Raw genomic sequence first — 17,023 nt, forward strand, 5'->3', positions numbered from 1 at the left:
TTAAGCCTGTTTCAATGGTAATAGGAGGAGGATTATCTACCGCGTATAGATACAGAATACAGCCTGTCAATCTTTTCAGCCTTAAAAATTATGAATATGAAATCGTTGGTGCATCCTGCGGTTATTGTTGCTTCAGTATTGGGAATTTTGGGGTTAGTGTGGTTCTTGCTACAGTTTAGCGTCACAATTGAGATTGAACCGGAACCGTCACCCGTTGGAACAATTCCCGCAACGCGATCGCCTACTCCGACTCCCACAACTTCAACCGAAGAACAAGCTACTGCACCCACCCCGAATTTGACCGAAACGAGTCCAGGGGCTTTGCGCATGAGTAACCAAACCGATCAGCCCGTGCGCGTAGCACTACTTGCGAAGCGATCGCCCAACGCCTACCGCGAAGCACCCGCGCATTGGGATTTTGCTCCTTATGAAGGCAGTAGCGGAGGGTTAATTTTATCTCTACCAGAGGGTAATCTCACATTAACTAAAGGAGATATTATCGTCGCCTTCGCGCAAGATGGTTCTGGGCGTTATTGGGGTCCCTACGTTGTCGGTGAAACGCCTACTCCAGTTTGGAACAGTCAAACCCAAGAATGGCAACTCACGTTGAATTAGGGATGAGTAATGAGTGGTGAGTTATATAAAAAACACTATTCTTCCTCTGCTCGCGCCAGCTGCTACAACGGAGGAAAACTCACGCCAGTTCGCTCAACGGGGGACACCACCGCATGCGACTGGCTTTGCACCGCACTGGCTCCTCTCTCTCTGCCCTCTTCTGGAACTGCCAAACTTTAAGCAAGTCATCTAATTTATCTTTAGATTACAATTTGCAATTGCCCACCAGTATATACAGTTAGCTGCATGAAACTTAGGTTCGACCGTGCTTTAGATTCTTGGGGAAACACCGTAGACCGCCCAATTTGGGTTTGGGTTGTGTCAATTTTGTGGTTATTAGTTATCGGTTGGCTAGCCTTCTTCTGGAATTTGGGCAATACTGGCTTGGTGGATGAGACAGAACCACTGTTTGCGGAAGCGGCGCGGCAAATGACGGTTACAGGAGACTACATCACGCCGTACTTTAACGAGGAAACGCGTTTTGATAAGCCGCCTTTAGTTTACTGGCTGATGGCGATCGCTTACTCAACAATTGGCGTGAATGAATGGGCGGTACGCCTACCTTCAGCAATAAGTGCTTTCGTGTTAGTTTGCTTGGGCTTCTATACACTCTTATTTTTCGGTATCAGTACTTCCGACTCTTACACGCGTTCCTCCTCGTTAACTCCGCGCTCGTTCTTTTGTGCTGGTTTGGGTGCAGCACTGATCGCCCTGAATCCTGAAACAATTGCTTGGGCAAGAATTGGCGTTTCGGATATGTTGTTGACAGGGTGTATGTGTTGTGCCTTGTTGTGTTTCTTTGTGGGATACGCGCAACCATCAAAACCCCAAGTTCAAACACGGTGGTATCTTGCGTTGTATGTACTTGTAGGATTAGCAATTTTAGCTAAAGGACCTGTCGGCATTGTTTTACCAGCAATTATCATTGGCTTATTTCTTCTTTACGTTGGTAAATTTCGCGAAGTGCTGCGCGAAATGCGAATTATCTGGGGCAGTTTGTTGATTTTGGCGATCGCAGTTCCTTGGTACATTCTCGTAATCGGTGCGAATGGCTGGGATTATATCAACTCGTTTTTCGGCTATCACAATATCGAACGCTTCACAGGTGTTGTGAATAACCACTCAGCACCTTGGTATTTTTACTTTGTGGTTGTCCTCCTTGGTTTTGCCCCTTGGTCGATTTATTTACCAGTGGCGATCGCCCAAACTCGATTTTGGAAACGTTCCTACTGGCGTTCTACTCATCGCTCGACCCACTTAGGTTTATTTGCATTATTTTGGTTTGCAAGTATTTTTGGCTTTTTCACTATCGCCGTCACGAAACTACCAAGTTACGTTTTACCTTTGATGCCTGCGGCAGCTATATTAGTCGCACTTGTATGGAGCGATCGCCTCAATCGTCGCGTCGGTAACATTCAACCAACTTCGCGCTTTCTGCTGTGGAGTCATTGGCTAAACATTGCGTTTTTATTAAGTTTGTCGGCTGGATTATTTGCGCTTCCTCACCTTGTTGGTTACGATCCCGCAATTCCAAACTTACAAGAGTCGATTCGACAATCTGGCTTACCAGTACTCGCGGGAATAATTTGGTTAGTCGCGGCGATCGCTGGCATATTCTTCATCCTGCGACGACGCTGGCGAGGTTTATTAGCCGTAAACTTACTCGGATTTGTCGTATTTCTTGTCTTTGCTGTCACACCTGCTTATTTTTGGGTGGATCAAGCACGACAACTACCACTACGCCAACTATCGGCAATTGTCCGTCAAGTCGAACCCAACGAAGAATTAATTATGATCGGTTTCAAAAAGCCGAGTGTTGTCTTTTACAGCCAGCGCCCAGTCACTTACGTTCGAGAAATTGAAAAGGCAGTTGCTTATCTTCAAGAACTCCAAGCTAACGCCTTAGAGCCTTTTTCGGTCATGCTGTTGTCTTATCCATCAAGACTGCAACAACTCCAGTCGCAGTTACCGCAGTATCACATCCTTGGGGAAGCTGGTGCGTATCAACTCGTGCGCATTATCAAAAATCCAACGCAGGGATAAGAAGGCGTGTTAACGTGCGGCGCTGAGTGCCAATGTCTTAACAATCTTGTCTAATAATTCTTGGATGGATAAAGGCGGGAGGATTTCTGTGGCGATCGCTTGTAAAACCCGATCGAGTTGACTTTGTAAATCCAAGCTACGGTTCGAGTTTGCTGGATGTGTATCAAGTTGTGGATGTAACTGTCCATTCAGTACCAAAATTGGCGGTAAGTTCTCATTTTCTAAATTTTGCAAGGCTTGCAGAACATCCGCGTTTAGCTGGACATCTGCTAGGCAAATTAAAATTAAATCAACGCTCGCTTGGCGGATCTGGTTTAATGTTTCTGCCCACGAGTGGCTGATCGCGCCATTGAAACCTGCAGTTTCGAGATAGGGAATTAACGCCTGAAACCATTCAGTACCGCGCGCGGCAGAATGACTTGCTTGACAAAGTGGACTATTCGTCTGCAAATCAGGTAACATCGCCACATCAACCACTAAAATCTTCGGTTTCCATTGCTTTCCTGCGGCAAATTGCAACACTGATAGCAAGGTCTCTGGATCGCGTTGTTCGCGGGGAAGCAAGCAAGGAAAAACTGCTAGTCCTTCGAATTGATTGGCGGCTTGCGTCGTTGCCGCGTCTAAGGTGACAATCGGCAGTGCGGCTAACTTAGAACACAGACTGAGACTTTCGAGATAAGTCACAGGTTCAGCGATGTCGCCATCGAGTAAGACAACATCAGGTTGCCAAATACTTGCCAGAATTTCTGCTTGTTCTAAGTCATCAGCTTCTAAAATTCGGTAGTGAATCTGTAACGGTTGTGGAACAAATGGTGTAGCATCACCATGTACTAACCGGAGAATCGTCATGCGATCCTTTGTCGTTTCTATCTCGGTTTGTGCTTGCGGATAAGCAACAGGCTCGTGACAAAAACGCGCCAAAATTTGTGGTAAGATTTCTGACGACACGGGCAAATTAATAAATTCATCGGCTCGATTTGCCAGCGCTTGCTCTTTTTCGGCTCTTGTCGCAGTTACAATCACTGGAATTTGACGCGTTGCAGGGTCAGACTTTAACAGAGTCAATACGTCCCAACCAGAAAGCAACGGTAGTAAAGGATTTAAAAAGATGATTTCCGGTTGCAGTCGGCGTGCTTTTTCTAACGCTTCGGTTCCAGAACGTGCATTGACAACTCGATAACCTAAACTACTGAGTTGTTCGGTTAAAGCGGCGATGTATCGCGGCGCCGCTTCGACAAGTAGCGCCAAGCGGTGACTTAATTTTGGCTTTTGCGTCGAGTTCGGGTTGTGGTGTAGCGTTTGTGAGTTAGGACTCGTGCTTGGCAATTCGCGATCGGCAATTGCGAGCCGAAAATCTGTCGGTGGATGCGGTGGTAGTAGCAGCGTGAAAGCACTGCCTTTACCTTCTTTAGACAAAAAACTTACATCGCCAGCGTGCAAGCGTGCTAATGTTCGGGTTAAGACTAAACCTAGTCCGGTGCCTTTGAAGCGACGCGTTAATGGATTTTCCAGTTGTTGGAATTTTTGAAAAATTAGGTGTTGTTGTTGTTCAGGAATTCCAATTCCTGTATCCCAAACAGTAAAGGCAATCCAACCAGCCCAGCGACTGACGCGCAATCCAATTTCTCCACCAGTTTCGGTAAACTTAAACGCGTTGGCAAGAAGATGAACGAGCATTTGTCGCAGTCGCAATTCATCAGCAATTATCGTATCTAAGCCTGGTTCAATCTCTAAGCTAAAGTGATGTTCTGGCTCGTTTTGGGCGATCGCTTCTGTTGTAACTTGATTCTCTTGCGCTTGCATCGTTCGCACTTGCTCGAGGGCGCGATCGCAAACATTTCTAATCTTTACTTGCTCAAAATTTAGCTTGAGTTGTCCCGTTTCCATCCGCGTTAAATCTAAAATGTCATTGACGACACTCATCAAATGACGACCGCTTTGATGAATCAATTTTGCATAACGGCTTTGTCGCTCGTTGAGTTCTCCTAATGCTTGATCTTTGAGGAGCGTCGATAAACCGAGAACGGCGGTTAACGGTGTTTTCAGTTCGTGGCTAATACACGATAAAAATTCATCTTTTAATCGATTCAGTTGAATCAAATCGGCGTTCTTCGCCGCTAATTCGAGGGCTAGCTGCTGTTGTTCGGTGACATCTGTTGCGAGTAATAACCATAGATGCGCGCCGTCGCTTTGTGCTTCAGAAATTTTGGGATCGTTTGTTTGCTGGCGATCTTCCTGTAAAGGAATTTTGATGAATTCCCACACGCGCTCTTGACCATTGGGTAGCGTCCAAATACAAATACAAGTATTAGCTTGTGTACCTAACTGACAGCGATTCGCGGTTGCGATAAATTCCACTGGCTCAAATTCTTCAGAGCGATCGCTGACGCTCACAGCATCATACTCGTGCTGCGCGTGCAAGGTGCTGCTTACCAAACTATGGTGTTGATAAGCTGACGTCGCCAGTACCTCAGAATTTGATGTCCGAGCGCTTGACTGTACTTGAGTTGCTAGGGTCGCTGAATCTAAAATCGACTCAACTTTACGTCGGACTTCTTCGGGATCGCTGAGTCCGCCAAAATGCCGACTCCAGGCGGAATTTTGCATCACTACTTCGCCTGTGCTTTTTTGCAGAATCAACGGACATGGTAATTTTTCGAGTAGTTGTACGAGGACATCTAAAGCTAACTGATTTTGACGATCGCTTACCTGTTTAACCGTTTCACTACTCACTTGCGCTAAGTTCAAGCAAAAAAATTCCGTTAGCTGCACGCGATCGACGACTCCGCAAAATTTCCCTTCGGTATCAACTAATACCCATTCGCAACGCGCATTTTGGCAGTTGGGTAAAGATTGCAAATGTACGCTCAGTTCTGCAATACTTAAACTTGCAGGTAAAACTGCGATCGGTTCGATTAGTTTTCTCCCAACGTTTTTGAAAACTTGCTGTATCGTTGCTTGATATCGCTCTGCCTGGAATTGGTGAGATAAATAAAATAAAAGTTGTGCTGCGGATAAAACGCCTACAGGAATTTGCTCGTCATTCACGACTACCACGCGATCGCCCTGCGTCTGTTGCAAAATTTCCAGCACTGTTTTTAGCTGTGTTGTCTGCTGACAGCTAGGTATATTAGCAATGAAATCATATAGCTCTGGATTTGGCATTGACTCTATGCAGTGGGGTATTCTGGTTATCTTGACGACACAGTGAACCGTTTTTCGACGATCTTTGTTGAGGATGCTTTTTTCGTCTTGCAGATTCGTACCGCAATGCAATTGCCACTATTATGACTGCCAAGATCGAGAATCTGAGCCTTGGGGAATTATAATGAATTACAATGCGATAATGATTTAACTTAGTTCAAATTTCTTAATTTATCTAACAGACACACCTCAATTTATATTTACGAAGTAGGTTCGTCAACAGCCCTGAGCGCATGACTGCGGATACCACTTCGATGAAAGGGCGCTTTATTTTTATAACGCAAAGCCTTACTTTGAGATAGTAACGCTTAACTATTTTTACCGAGCTTATATTTAAGCAATTTTTTATCTGAGCATCACATAACTTATTTAAATTTAGTCATACTACTTTGCCATGCTTAAATCTACAGAATCGTAAAACATCTGTTATGGAGTTATGGATGACCGCCATACCGCAGCACCAGTCGATCGGCAAATGTCTTTAGAACAAGATCTATTACAACAACTCAAGTTAGACTACCGCCAAATTATCATAAATTACTTTGTCAGTAATGAAGCATCTAGGGATAGAATTGATAAATTTATTAATAAAGTGTTTGAATACAACCTTCCTGTACCACAAATTATAGAAATTCATATGGAGTTGATTGATGAATTATCCAAGCAGCTAAAAGTTGAAGGACGGAGTGATGACATTTTACTCGACTACCGTTTGACACTCATCGATATTTTGGCACATCTATGCGAAATGTATCGTTGTTCGCGCACTCGCTAGACTGTCGTAACGCCGGTGGTGCTTAATTATCTTACATAACTCGAACCTTGCTGTTATGAACGTACTCAAAAAGACTTATGTGCTGAAACTGTATGTAACTGGAAATACATATCGATCGGTTCAAGCGATTAAAACTCTCAAAAAGATTTTAGAAGAAGAGTTTCAAGGTATTTATGCGCTGAAAGTCATTGATGTACTGAAAAATCCGCAGTTAGCCGAAGAAGATAAAATTCTCGCGACACCAACCTTAGCTAAAATACTACCATTACCTGTGCGTAAAATTATTGGCGATCTATCTGATCGAGAAAAAGTCCTCATTGGATTAGACTTACTATACGAAGAGTTAAAAGAAGGCGAAGAAACTATTGAATAAGTACTGTTATCAATAGAAATTAGTCATTTAGAACCTGGTTTGCGTAAGCATTACAGCAGTAAAAAATGGATGATACTAATAATCAAGTTACTTCAAAAAGTCCCAAAGTTACAGAAAGCGTGCAAAAAATCCGCACGATGATCGAAGGATTTGATGATATTAGTCACGGCGGACTTCCTTTAGCGAGAACGACGCTAGTGAGTGGCACTTCTGGAACAGGGAAAACTTTACTATCAATGCACTTTCTCTATAATGGTATTGTTTATTTTGACGAACCAGGGGTTTTTGTTACTTTTGAAGAAGATCCCGTTGATATTATCAAAAATGCAAGTAGTTTTGGTTGGAATTTACAGCAGTTAATCGATCAAGGAAAACTGTTCATTTTAGATGCAACACCCGATCCAGAAGGGCAGGAAGTTGTTGGAAATTTCGATCTTTCGGCTTTAATTGAGCGCTTGCAATACGCGATTAATAAATATCGAGCCAAACGAGTTTCCATCGATTCGATTACGGCACTCTTTCAGCAATACGAAGCAGCTTCTGTCGTTCGTCGCGAGATTTTTCGACTGATCGCGCGCATGAAACAAATTGGTATTACAAATATTATTACAGCCGAGCGCACCGAAGAATATGGCGCGATCGCCCGCTTTGGCGTTGAAGAATTTGTTTCTGATAATGTAGTCATTGTCCGCAATGTTTTAGAAGGAGAAAGGCGGCGACGCACAATTGAAATCTTAAAAATGCGCGGTTCATCGCACATGAAAGGCGAATATCCTTTTACTATCACCACTAGCGGAATTAGTATTTTCCCATTAGGCGCAATGCGTTTAACACAACGCTCGTCGAATACGCGGGTTTCGTCTGGAGTCAAAACCCTCGATGAAATGTGTGGCGGCGGTTTCTTTAAAGATTCGATTATTTTGGCAACCGGTGCAACAGGAACTGGCAAGACTTTGTTAGTCAGTAAGTTTTTACAAAATGCGTGTCTGAATGGCGATCGCGCGATTTTATTTGCTTATGAAGAATCCCGCGCGCAGCTATCGCGGAATGCTTACTCGTGGGGAATTGATTTTGAAGATTTAGAACGTCAAGGATTACTCAAAATAATTTGTGCTTATCCTGAATCCGCCGGCTTAGAAGATCACTTACAAAATATCAAATCTGAAATTGCACAATTCAAGCCATCGCGCATTGCGATTGACTCGCTTTCAGCACTAGCGCGGGGAGTCAGCAATAACGCGTTTCGTCAGTTTGTTATCGGGGTCACCGGATATGCCAAGCAAGAAGAAATTACCGGATTCTTTACGAACACCACCGATCAATTTATGGGTTCGCATTCAATTACTGATTCGCATATTTCGACAATTACAGACACAATTATTATGCTGCAATATGTAGAAATTCGCGGCGAAATGTCACGCGCAATCAACGTATTTAAAATGCGCGGTTCTTGGCACGACAAAGGAATTCGCGAGTATAATATTAGCGCTGATGGGCCTGAAATTAGTGACTCCTTTCGCAATTACGAACGGATCATCAGTGGTTCTCCGACACGTGTTAGTACTGATGAAAAAGCGGAGTTGTCACGCATTGTTAAAGGATTTCAAGATAGCGCCGGTTCATGATAGAGCAATAGAAGTATAGCGGCAATTTTTATAAAGTCCACCTACGTGGACTTTGTGTATCTAGCCGCGAATTTATTCGCTAGGCTCTTGATAAAATTCCCTGAGAATTTGAATGGTGGGGAAATAGATTTCTAAACTGCGAATTTATTCGCTAGGCTACCTAATTTTCGCGTTCCGCAAGTTCTAACCAACGTTCGGTTGCAGTATCAATTTTTTGAATAAGTTGTGCTAAGCGTTGTGACAGTTCTTGCATTTCGGTGAAGCTACTCGGAGGATTGTTGTAGAGAATTTTCTCCAGTTCTTCCTTTTCTGCTTCCATCTGCGGAATTTGAGTTTCTAGCACTTCATACTCGCGCTTTTCTTTAAACGAAAGCTTGCGTGGCTTTTGTGCTTCCTCTGCTTTTCTATTTTTGTGCTTCCTCTGCTTTTGTGCTTCCTCTGCTACCTCGGCTTCCTTGCTTTTTTGCTCTTCTGCTGCTTTGTAGTCTAAATAAACGGAATAGTTACCAGGATATTGGCGTAAGTTACCGCCAGGCTCAAAGGCAAAAATCGTATCAACCGTGCGATCGAGAAAATAGCGATCGTGCGAGACAACGATCGCGCAACCATTAAAATCTTCAAGATATTCTTCTAAAACCGCCAGCGTTTGTACGTCGAGATCGTTCGTTGGTTCATCCAAAATCAGGACATTCGGCGCACTCATCAGCACGCGTAAGAGAAATAACCGCCGCTTTTCGCCACCAGAAAGTTTGTGAATCGGTGCATATTGCTGATTGGGTGGAAACAAAAATCGTTCCAACATTTGCGATGCAGTGATAACACTACCATCAGATGTTTTGACAAGCTCTGCAACGCTTTTGAGGTATTCAATGACTCGTTGATTCTCGTTGAGAGAGACATCTTCCGAGTGTTGATCGAAATAACCAATGTGGATTGTCGAGCCAATATCTACCGTTCCCGCGTCAGGTTGCACGCGTCCGGTGATAATATCCATCAGCGTAGATTTTCCGGCTCCGTTACTACCAATAATTCCAATGCGATCTTCAGGATTAAAAGTGTAAGTAAAGTTATTAATAATCGTGCGTCCGTTGTAGGATTTACTGATATTTGCTAGCTCAATAACTTTCTTACCAATTCGACGGCTTGCGGTAGAAATCTCCACTTTACCTTGCGCTTGTTTAAATTCCTGCGCTTGCATTTCTCGAATGCGATCGATGCGGGCTTTTTGCTTGGTACTACGCGCTTTTGGTCCTCGTTTGAGCCATTCGAGTTCGCGCCGCAACACTCCTGCGTGTTTGCGCTGGCTACTCGCTGCGGTTTCTTCGGCTTCAGCTTTTTTCTCTAAGTAGTAGGCGTAATTACCCGCATAAGCGTAAAGATCGCCGCGATCAATTTCGAGGATGCGATTGGTGACGCGATCTAAAAAGTAGCGATCGTGCGTAATGAGTAGCAACGCGCCGCGATAGCGATTTAAATAGCTTTGTAACCACTCCACAGATAATGCATCCAAGTGGTTTGTCGGCTCATCCATCAGTAATACATCAGGTTCTGACAATAGCGCCGCCGCTAGCGCGATTCGTTTGCGATAACCACCGGATAAATTGCCAATTTTGGCATCAAAATCTTGAATACCCAGCTTTGTCAGAATAATTTTGGCATTTGTTTCGAGATCCCACGCTCCTGCTGCTTCCATTTGTTGCGACACGCTAGAAAGACGCGCTATTAGCTTTTCGGTGTCGCCTTGCTGATGCGCGAGTTGTTCGGATAGTTCCTCATACTCTCGCACCAATGCCATTCGTTCGCCACTATCAGCAAAGACTTGTTCTAAAACGGTGCGACTTTCATCTAACTCTGGCTGTTGGGGTAAATAGACAATTTTAGCTCCTGAATTAACCCAAATTTCGCCGCTGTCGATTGGTTCTAAGCCAGCAATTATTTTGAGTAGCGTTGATTTGCCAGAACCATTAGTTCCAATTAGCCCGACTTTATCGCCCTCTTCAAGGCTAAAACTGGCGTCTTTAAAAAGTTCTTTGATACCAAAGTCTTTTTTGAGCGATCGCAGCGTAAAAATAGTCATTGGTCACAGCTTATCCACTAGTAACCAGTCTAACGTTGGAGTCAAGGAGTATCGATGCATCACTCTTGCTCATGCACAAGCTGCTTTAAAAGTGACAAAATCTGAGCGATCTCAACACGCATCATTCTAAGTTCGCTTTCAATAGCATCGAAACGTTCTGAAATAGAGTTAAACGAATTACCAGAAACTAAGCTTGAAGGAGATGAGTTATTAAGTTTATTGACAAGCTCTACCCAACTATGGGCTTTCAGTCCAAAGTGAGCTTTAGCGTCGCGTAGTGTATTAAATTGTTGCTTGAGTGAATTAATTGTATAAATAGTTGATTTTGCTTGATTTTGTTCGATATCCTCCTCAACCATATTGACAACTTCATCAATGAGTTGATCGTGATTTTCGGCAATCTGCGCTGCTGCACCAAGGATACGCGAGGTTGCTTTAATTTGTAGTTCAGTTTCCTGCTTAAGTTGATCGGCAATGCTACGCACTCGATCTCCCAGCTTTGGTTTTCGTCGTGTTTGTGGGGATAGTCGTCGTTCTTGACTCATGAGTTCTCTATTCACCAAGAATTTCTTGGATAGCAACCCAAACGCGCTTGAGCTTCTGTAGCAAACTCAGCGGAGTATTTGTAGCTTCTTCAACTTCAACAGAATCAACGAGTTGTTGAATTCGATCCATCCGCTCGGCAAGAATATAAAGGTTGTTCACTGCTTCATCTTTTCTCACAAGGGATTCGCGTAATAAAACGCTCATTTCACCTATTTCTCGCTTTAAACGTTCATTTTCGTGCTTACGACGCGTTTCCCATCCTTTAATACTTGCTTTTGAACGGCGTTCGTACTTAAGTTGCTCTTTAACCTCGTTATACAAAGTTAGATACTGCTGTTTCTGAGCATTTGCCTCTTCATACTTCGTAAACCATTCTGTTGCTCGTGCTTTTTCTTCGTTATAAAGGCAGAGCGTTTGTTGATGCTTTTGTTGCTCATCGTTGTACAAAGTCAGGTACTGTTGCTTTTGAGCGTTTGCCTCTTCATACTTCGTCAGCCATTCTGTTACTTTGGCAGTTTCAGCATTATAAAGACAAAGCGTTTGTTGATGCTTCTGTTGCTCTGCTACATAGAGTTGATGCGTTTGAGTTGCACGCTGTTCCCACTCATTAGCTTTCAACTGAAAAGTTTTGAGGTTTTGCTCAATAACACTCAATTGTGTTATAGCTTTTTCGTTTTCTTTTCTTAATTCATCTCTTTGGGAACGAGCAGTCATCAATTGCTGTTTTAGCTCATGATAAGAAATAGGCTCCTCCCTTCTAGAGACAGGATTGTTGCGGGCGTTGTCATCACTTGGTGTTCGACGATCCGCTCTGCGCATTGGCATAGCGACTTTAGCCTAATTATTTTTACAAGTTCTCAAATCTAGCGTACTGAGGTTTGAATTGTAGCGTCATCAGTAATCATGTTAAAAAATGCATCAATTTTCTATGAGCTTGGTTTATAGCTCAAAACGCAGGCGGGTGGGGATGTTCCCAGTACATTTAATTTGTGATACTACGTCTATGGTTCGCTTGTTAGCGTACCTTGATGAAAGACGATTTTCCAGCGGATCGTTAGTTAACTTTCATACAGAGCTTCGCAGCGAGTTAACTGATTGTCCAGTAGAAGTATCGTACTTGGCTACGTAATAAGTCAACAATAATAACACCTACTGCTAAAACTGACGTATTGAACTCGGTAATAGAGATTCGAGCAAAAGATTTATGTTGCAAACTTGCAATAGTTTGCTGTTTATTAAAGACGCGCCCTGAACTTCCAAATTCAATGAACTCATCAGCCAGTAAGTTTGCAACATCTGGCGGTAAACTACCCGCCACTAAGCAACGATGAACCCGCTCGTTACTATAGTGGGGGCTTTGTGTAGCCCTAGAACCACTCTCTTGGAAACTCCCCTCAACGCGGGGAACCCGCGCACGGGGGTTTCCGCTTGTTCCAAGGAACAATATAGTTCTGAACCTCTAGGCTGGTTTACTAATACAGCCCCAAGTTTTTTAATATTAGTTGCACCATTGTAGTCAGCATCACCAGTCCAATTGCAAACAACATTAATACACTTAAAAGACTTGCCGTTACGTTCTCCAATTACATTGCAACAATGGCAGGTTTTTGATGTGTATCGCGGATCAATTAATACTACCTCCACTCCCGCAGCCAAGCTTTTATAAGTTATAAATTGTCTCAGTTCAAAAAATGACCAAGAGTTAGACAATCTTCGTTCTTTCTTGCTGCGAGGTAGCTGATTTGTTCTTTCTCTAATGCCTTCTAAATTCTCTAATGCGATTACAGAATTAGAGGCAAGAGCTTGTTGGACTAAAGTTTTACTGACAACATGATTAGTATATTTTTGGAAGCGTCGTTCCTTGCCCGATAACCGTTTCAGGAGTTGCCGACATCTACGCCGACTACTCCTTGTGCCTTTAGACGCTTTTTGTTGCAACGACGCTCTCAGTCTTGAATGATGGTTTCTAATTTTAGTTATTTGTTTTCCACTTGCTCTAAACCCATTTGTTGTTACACATATCTCAGTCCGTCCTAAATCGACACCCAAAACGTCTTTCGATTCAATTGGTTGGGGCGCTTCATCTTTAACTTGAATGTTGATGAAGTATTCCCCCTTTTTTGTTTTAACCAACGTAGCAGAGGTAGGCTTTTTCCCTTTAAGCTTACCGATTTGATAGCTACCTAAAGATAATTTAAACTTCTCTCTACCACCTACCAACTTTAAACTTACTGTTTGATTCTTCTCGTTATAGGCAAATATTCGAGCATCGTAATCAACACTAGTCGGTTTAAAGTCTTTAACAGACTTGCCCTTTTGTTTAGCCGTCTTACGATTTCCTGCTACTCGATTAATGGCTCGAATGGCTAGGTTTGCAGATAGGTCGAACTGTTGCCTTACCTGCTCGTAGACTAGGGATTGAATGCGGACGTTGTTGGTTAGCTTGGGGTCTACTGACTGATTTATCCAGTTGCAAGCAGCAGCGAAATTAACCAGCGTCGCATCTAGTTTGGCAACCTGGTCACCCTGGGCTATTAACTTGCAACTTATAGTCAGTATTGTTTCCATGCACTCAGTATATCACTACAATGATAAAAGTAGTGCAAGGCTTTACACTACTTTTAATTGATATATTGGTTGCAATTCCTCCCACCACCAAACTTCGTTATGGTGGGGGCATCCTTGCGATACCTAGGTGAATTTCGTATATCTGGTTGCAACAAACGCTCTTCAAACTCACGGAGGGAGAAGTTCCTCCTGTGAATAGTCGGCTTCCATAACATATTCCCAAAGTGTGAAGGATGAAATCACCGGTCTATTCACAAAATCAACTAATTGTCAAGTACCAACGACTTCTTAATCGAGAAGTCTCACATTCTAAAGTACCTCAGTGTGTTGCGACAAACCAGTCGATCAGTTTTCGAGCAATACTTAACGGTGGTGGAAGCTTTGGCAGATTGTGTTTGTGAAACCAACCAGCATCGACTAACTCTTGCGGTTCAATAGTAATATCACCACGAGCATAAGTCGCAGTAAATCCAATCATTAATGAATTAGGAAAAGGCCACGGTTGCGATCCAAAATAGCGAATATCTGTAATATCTATACCAACTTCTTCGCGCACTTCCCGCACTACAGTTTCTTCTAAAGATTCTCCTGGTTCCACAAAGCCAGCGAGTATGCTGTACATCCCAGGAGGAAATCGATGCGCGCGGGCTAGCAATAACTCTTCACCACGCGAGACAAGGACAATAATTGCAGGTGAAAGACGCGGATAATTGACTAATCCACAGCTAGGACAACGCTTAGCACGTTCGTGCGGTAGTTGTGTCATCGGCGTCGCGCAGTGTCCGCAATACAAATGAGTGCGATCCCACTCAACGATTTGAATCGCACGACCGCTGAGCATAAATAAGTCTTCGTCTAATGTGCCATACAATTCACGCAGTCCACACAAAGACATGCCATCGGGTAGGAGTACATCTTTAGGTAATTCAGCTGAATAGCACGGTTGATTGTCTAATGTTCCCAGAAATTGCGTGCGTACAGGTGTTAAGTTAATTTCTTCTAAGCTAACGAGATAAGGGATATGGCTAATTGTTTCTTCCTGGCGAACTAGCAACCGATTGCCGACAAAAGCAAACCACCAAGCGGGTTCAGAATTGGGTACAGGTGGGGCAATGCCAGGGATGAAGATACGATGCATTGTCAGTAGAGGGCAATTGACTTTATAGTATCACTGCGATTGAGCGCGAGAAAACTCTATTGGGTAGACAAGTTGTGCAGCGTAAACCTACTCCAGAAGAAATTATTGCCGCAACGGGGAAGACGGTTCCAGATATTATTGCCCCAAATTTGCGCGTTTTGTTCTGTGGTATTAATCCTAGCGTTTATAGTGCCGCTGTGGGGCATCACTTTGCGCGTCCAGGAAATCGCTTTTGGCGATCGCTACACAGCGCAGGTTTTACAAACCGATTACTCTCGCCTTTTGAAGATCGCGATTTGCTGCAATTTGGCTATGGTTTAACAAATATTGTCGATCGCGCCACCGCAAGAGCCGATCAATTACACCCAGAAGAACTCATTCAAGGTCAACAACAGTTAATTGCTAAAGTAAAGCAATATCAACCGCAATTTCTCGCCGTTTTGGGTATCAGCGCTTATCGCATCGCGTTTAATCGTCCCAAAGCTGCCATAGGGAAACAAGATGAGTATTTACATGGTGCGATCGTTTGGGTATTACCTAACCCTAGTGGATTAAATGCCCATTATCAACTTGCGGATCTGCAACGCGTGTATCGAGAGTTATTAGTTGCAATTGAGGCTTAACTAGCCCCCTCTCATGTTTTTCCCAATCAAGAGAGAGAAGATCTGATTTATATGCTACGAGCATGGAGGGATTCGAACCCCCGACCCTCAGAACCGGAATCTGATGCTCTATCCACTGAGCTACATGCCCTTGTCTCTATAAAAGCATAGCATTTCTTGGGGCTTGAGGTGCGATTAAATTAATGCGATGGTCTGTCAGGTCAGCAGTTGCACTCTATCTCAGCCGGTTGGGGCTGGCTGAAAGTGCGAGTTCAAACATTTGCGATCCGCTTCAAATCCTATCCAAAGTCCACTGACTATTTAATTTTGCGACAAAAGCGCGATTGCAAAACATCAATCCCAAAACTGAGAAACAACCACCATAAAGCTGAACCAATAAACACACATCACTAAGATTATTGCATCAAAATAACTTCCTTCTACCACTCCCAACCCTGCAAAAATCGCCGCGAATGAAAGAATTGTTGCGGGATTAGTTAATGTCAGAAACAATGTAGAACTATAACTACCAAATAGACTATTACTTTTAACCGCAGCAGAAACTTCTGCTGGTTTACTCAAGAATGTTTTAATACCAAGATAAAAGAGAAAGATTCCACCAATTAAGCGAATCCATAACTGCTGATTGACTAAAAAATTGGAAACTAGAGTTAATCCAAAACCAGCAATGCAACCATAAAAAGCATCAGCCGTCGCCACACCCAAACCTGAAACTAAACCCGTAGTACGCTCATGTGCAAGAGTGCGTCGGATACACAGTACACCAATTGGTTCTACTGGTGCTGCAATCGAAAAGCCGAGAATCATACCTTGCAGCAACAAGCTGATATTCATTAGTGTATAGAATTATTTGGCGGTAAAGGCATTGCTGCGGTTTCTTTGAGTGTGGATAAAACTACTGTGGTGCGGGTTCTCACAATTCCTGGTAATTCTTTGAGTGATTCACTAATCAACCGTTCTAAATCTTTAGTATTGCGACAGCGTACCTTAAGTAAGTAATCGTCATCTCCAGTGACATGATGGCATTCTTGTACTTGTGGTAAGTCGTTGACTCTTTGCAAAAAAGTACTTCGATGTTCTGGGCGTTCTAAGGTGACAGCAATAAAAGCAGTCAGACTATAACCAAGTGCTTCTGAGTCAACTATGGCTGTATAGCCTTTAATAACTCCACCTTCAAGACGACGCACCCTATCTGCTGTCGCTGGGGCTGACAGTTCCAAAATTCCTGCAAGTTCAGACCAAGTGATTCTACCTTGAGCCATAAGTTGCTCAATAATTTTCAGATCTATTTCGTCCATAGCTTTATAATATAAAGCATTTAGCCGAAAAGTCTTTACTAAAAAAGGCGATGTGAATTTAAAACTTAAAATAAAATGTTTAGAGTTAATAATTCGAGATCTAGGCGCATGAATTCACTGCTACACAAACAAGATCCA

The 17,023-nt window shown here is 43.2% G+C and carries 15 protein-coding genes and 1 tRNA gene; 6 read left to right on the forward strand and 10 right to left on the reverse strand.

All coding sequences use genetic code 11. The features are described 5' to 3' along the window. Nucleotides 1-90 precede the first annotated feature (90 nt). Nucleotides 91-615 carry a hypothetical protein gene (locus B1A85_RS09935; RefSeq protein WP_210404340.1) on the forward strand — a complete coding sequence of 175 codons (525 nt, stop codon included), beginning with the start codon at nt 91-93 and terminating at the stop codon, nt 613-615. 246 nt (nt 616-861) lie between these two features. Then, nucleotides 862-2,658, forward strand: a complete 1,797-nt coding sequence (locus tag B1A85_RS09940; protein ID WP_104546735.1) for a glycosyltransferase family 39 protein — start codon at nt 862-864, stop codon at nt 2,656-2,658. Nucleotides 2,659-2,667: 9 nt separating this feature from the next. Here B1A85_RS09940 and B1A85_RS09945 read toward each other — a convergent pair whose 3' ends face one another. Next, on the reverse strand, nt 2,668-5,823 hold the full coding sequence (locus tag B1A85_RS09945; protein ID WP_104546736.1) for an ATP-binding protein: 3,156 nt from the start codon (nt 5,821-5,823) through the stop codon (nt 2,668-2,670). A gap of 475 nt (nt 5,824-6,298) precedes the next feature. On the opposite strand from B1A85_RS09945, the gene B1A85_RS09950 reads away from it, so the two are divergent. The 3 genes from B1A85_RS09950 (at nt 6,299) to kaiC (ending at nt 8,635) form a co-directional block, all read left to right on the forward strand. Next, nucleotides 6,299-6,637 carry a hypothetical protein gene (locus tag B1A85_RS09950; protein WP_210404341.1) on the forward strand — a complete coding sequence of 113 codons (339 nt, stop codon included), beginning with the start codon at nt 6,299-6,301 and terminating at the stop codon, nt 6,635-6,637. Between the two features lie 55 nt (nt 6,638-6,692). Beyond that, on the forward strand, nt 6,693-7,010 hold the full coding sequence (gene kaiB / locus B1A85_RS09955; protein WP_104546737.1) for a circadian clock protein KaiB: 318 nt from the start codon (nt 6,693-6,695) through the stop codon (nt 7,008-7,010). A 65-nt stretch (nt 7,011-7,075) separates the two neighbouring features. Further along, nucleotides 7,076-8,635, forward strand: coding sequence for a circadian clock protein KaiC (gene kaiC, locus B1A85_RS09960; protein ID WP_104546738.1), 1,560 nt, complete (start codon nt 7,076-7,078; stop codon nt 8,633-8,635). 160 nt (nt 8,636-8,795) lie between these two features. Here the strand turns inward: kaiC and B1A85_RS09965 are convergent, their stop codons facing one another. From B1A85_RS09965 to nudC, 6 genes are all read right to left on the reverse strand, one after another. Further along, nucleotides 8,796-10,712, reverse strand: coding sequence for an ABC-F family ATP-binding cassette domain-containing protein (locus B1A85_RS09965; protein WP_104546739.1), 1,917 nt, complete (start codon nt 10,710-10,712; stop codon nt 8,796-8,798). A gap of 59 nt (nt 10,713-10,771) precedes the next feature. Beyond that, nucleotides 10,772-11,257: a hypothetical protein gene (locus tag B1A85_RS09970; protein WP_104546740.1), complete on the reverse strand. Its 486-nt coding sequence runs from the start codon at nt 11,255-11,257 to the stop codon at nt 10,772-10,774. 7 nt (nt 11,258-11,264) lie between these two features. Then, nucleotides 11,265-12,077, reverse strand: a complete 813-nt coding sequence (locus B1A85_RS09975) for a hypothetical protein (protein WP_371681650.1) — start codon at nt 12,075-12,077, stop codon at nt 11,265-11,267. Between the two features lie 268 nt (nt 12,078-12,345). After that, nucleotides 12,346-12,576 (reverse strand): nuclear transport factor 2 family protein, encoded by a 231-nt coding sequence (locus tag B1A85_RS23895; protein WP_104546742.1) that lies wholly within the window; start codon nt 12,574-12,576, stop codon nt 12,346-12,348. Continuing rightward, the gene (locus B1A85_RS09985) at nt 12,576-13,826 is read right to left on the reverse strand and encodes an RNA-guided endonuclease TnpB family protein (protein ID WP_210404342.1); all 1,251 of its coding nucleotides are present in this window, start codon (nt 13,824-13,826) and stop codon (nt 12,576-12,578) included. Before B1A85_RS09985 ends, B1A85_RS23895 begins: the two co-directional genes overlap by 1 nt. Nucleotides 13,827-14,145: 319 nt before the next feature. Beyond that, nucleotides 14,146-14,964 (reverse strand): NAD(+) diphosphatase, encoded by an 819-nt coding sequence (gene nudC / locus B1A85_RS09990; RefSeq protein WP_104546743.1) that lies wholly within the window; start codon nt 14,962-14,964, stop codon nt 14,146-14,148. 74 nt (nt 14,965-15,038) lie between these two features. Between nudC and mug the strand changes: the two genes are divergently transcribed. After that, the gene (mug, locus tag B1A85_RS09995) at nt 15,039-15,587 is read left to right on the forward strand and encodes a G/U mismatch-specific DNA glycosylase (protein ID WP_104546851.1); all 549 of its coding nucleotides are present in this window, start codon (nt 15,039-15,041) and stop codon (nt 15,585-15,587) included. A gap of 57 nt (nt 15,588-15,644) precedes the next feature. Here mug and B1A85_RS10000 read toward each other — a convergent pair. From B1A85_RS10000 to B1A85_RS10010, 3 genes are all read right to left on the reverse strand, one after another. Next, nucleotides 15,645-15,717 (reverse strand) — tRNA-Arg (locus B1A85_RS10000). 203 nt (nt 15,718-15,920) lie between these two features. Further along, nucleotides 15,921-16,421: a LysE family translocator gene (locus tag B1A85_RS10005; RefSeq protein ID WP_210404344.1), complete on the reverse strand. Its 501-nt coding sequence runs from the start codon at nt 16,419-16,421 to the stop codon at nt 15,921-15,923. Beyond that, a complete protein-coding gene (locus B1A85_RS10010) occupies nt 16,421-16,885 on the reverse strand; it encodes an Lrp/AsnC family transcriptional regulator (protein ID WP_104546744.1) in 465 nt (154 codons plus the stop codon). The genes B1A85_RS10005 and B1A85_RS10010 overlap by 1 nt, the downstream gene beginning before the upstream one ends. Nucleotides 16,886-17,023: the final 138 nt, after the last annotated feature.

It is taken from the genome of Chroococcidiopsis sp. TS-821 (assembly GCF_002939305.1).
GTDB lineage: Bacteria > Cyanobacteriota > Cyanobacteriia > Cyanobacteriales > Chroococcidiopsidaceae > Chroogloeocystis.